Below are 1,924 nucleotides of genomic sequence, written 5' to 3'. Positions count from 1 at the left end.
GGGCCCGCAAGCGCCGTGAGCACGGCACCGGCGGCCGGGCCGCTGACGCGGATCACCGCGATGGCGGCGCGCCCGAAGCCGGAGGCCGGGGCGAACAGGGTGGGGGGATCGCTCATGGTCGGATCGCTCATGCTCGGATCGCTGATGGGGGCCCGGGGCATCCCGGCATCCGCCCATCCGCGCGGGGGCGGCCGTCATCGATCGGCCGCATCCCGGCGAAAGGGTCTTGCCTCGGCAAACGACGTTGCGCAAACCGCGGCGCCGCGAAACCCGTCCGGAGGGAGCACACCATGGCCCATACCCGTCGCGCGGTCGTCGCCGGCCTGGCGCTCGCCGGGCCAGCGCTCTCCGCCCGCGCCGCCGATCGGCTCGGCGCCGCCGCCGGGCGCATCGGGGCGGTCGAGGTGCGCCTCGGCGGTCGGGTCGGCGTGGCGTTCCACGACGCGACGGGCGTGTTCCTCGGCCACCGCGCGGACGAAGCGTTCGCGCTGTGCAGCACCTTCAAGGTGCTGGCGGCGGCGGCGATCCTGGCCCGCGTCGCCGCCGGCCGCGAAACGCTCGATCGGCGCATCGCCTACGGGGCGGACGATCTGCAGAGCTACGCCCCGGTCACGCGCTCGGCCCTGGAGAGGGCCGGCGGCGGCCGTGCGGAGATGACCGTCGATGGGCTCTGCGCGGCGGCGATCGTCCGGAGCGACAACACCGCGGCCAACCTGCTCCTCGACGCGCTGGGCGGAACGGCGGCGCTCACCGCCTGGCTGCGCGGGCAGGGCGACGCGGTCACCCGCCTCGACCGAACCGAGCCGACCCTCAACACCGCCCTGCCCGGCGATCCGCGCGACACCACCAGCCCGGCCGCGATCACCCGGACGCTGGACCGCTGCCTCCTCGGCGACGCGCTGGCCCCGCCGCACCGGGCGCGGCTGGAAGCCTGGATGGTCGCCTGCGAGACCGGCGGGGCCAAGCTCCGTGCCGGCCTGCCGCCCGCCTGGCCGGTCGGCGACAAGACCGGCAGCGGCGACAACGCGACATCGAACGTCGTGGCGATCCTGCACCCGCCGGGCCGTGCGCCGATCCTCGCGGGTGTGTTCCTGACCGGCTCGGAGGCGCCGCCGGCCGCGCGGGACGCCGCCCATGCCGAGATCGGCCGCATCCTGGCGGAGGCGGTGTAATGGCCAAGGCGACGCCGCGGGCGACCCCCGCCTCGCGGGCGCTGGACAAGGCCGGCATCGCCTACGCGATGGTGGGCTACGCCTACGACCCGGAGGCGCCACGCATCGGCCTGCAGGCGGCCGAGGCGCTCGGCGTCGAGCCGGGCTGCATCCTCAAGACCCTGATGGCCGCCGTCGACGGCCAGCCGGTCTGCCTGCTCGTCGCCTCCGACCGGGAGGTGGCGATGAAGCGGGTCGCCGCCGCGATGGGCGGCAAGGCGGCGTCGATGCTGAAGCCGCCGGAGGCGGAGCGGATCACCGGCTACCACGTCGGCGGGATCAGCCCGCTCGGAGCCAAACGCCGGGTGCCGGTGCTGATCGATGCGGGATCGCTCGCCGGCCGCACCGAGATCCACGTCAACGGCGGCGGGCGCGGCCTGCAGCTGCGGCTTGCGACCGCCGACCTCGTCACGGTGCTCCAGGCCCGGCTGGTCGCGTTGGCCGATCGGTAACGATCGGTTCACCCTCTGCGCCGACACTGGCACCGCGTGCCCGGTTTCCGCGGGTCGGGGGACGACGTGCGCATGCGCGCGAGAGCGATGATCCGGGCCTGCTTCCTCTGCGGCTTCGCCGTGGGGCCCGCCAGCGCGGCCGACCTGTTCGCCCCCGAGCCGGGGCCGGCCTATGGCGGCCCCGTCGTGAGCGCGCCGCGCTACTTCCCGCGCGGCGACGGCAGCGACGGCGTCCTGCTTCACGCCGCCCCGCCCCCGCGC

Annotated in this window: 2 protein-coding genes and 1 pseudogene; all 3 read left to right on the top strand. The window is 75.9% G+C overall.

The window, feature by feature from the left end; translation table 11 throughout:
* The first annotated feature begins 290 nt into the window (after positions 1–290).
* On the top strand, positions 291–1,172 hold the full coding sequence (gene bla / locus FV223_RS26470) for a class A beta-lactamase (RefSeq protein WP_147729712.1): 882 nt from the start codon (positions 291–293) through the stop codon (positions 1,170–1,172).
* On the top strand, positions 1,172–1,663 hold the full coding sequence (locus tag FV223_RS26465; RefSeq protein ID WP_147729711.1) for an aminoacyl-tRNA deacylase: 492 nt from the start codon (positions 1,172–1,174) through the stop codon (positions 1,661–1,663). The genes bla and FV223_RS26465 overlap by 1 nt, the downstream gene beginning before the upstream one ends.
* A 72-nt stretch (positions 1,664–1,735) precedes the next feature.
* Positions 1,736–1,924: pseudogene (locus FV223_RS26460) on the top strand (hypothetical protein); the annotation flags it as partial.

The organism is Methylobacterium sp. WL116, from assembly GCF_008039455.1.
GTDB lineage: Bacteria > Pseudomonadota > Alphaproteobacteria > Rhizobiales > Beijerinckiaceae > Methylobacterium.
This window is presented reverse-complemented; position numbering and strand designations above follow the sequence as displayed.

Bases quoted from the DNA above. Each gene is read 5' to 3' on its own strand.
- bla (WP_147729712.1), top strand. From the start codon at position 291: ATGGCCCATACCCGTCGCGCGGTCGTCGCCGGCCTGGCGCTCGCCGGG.
- FV223_RS26465 (WP_147729711.1), top strand. From the start codon at position 1,172: ATGGCCAAGGCGACGCCGCGGGCGACCCCCGCCTCGCGGGCGCTGGAC.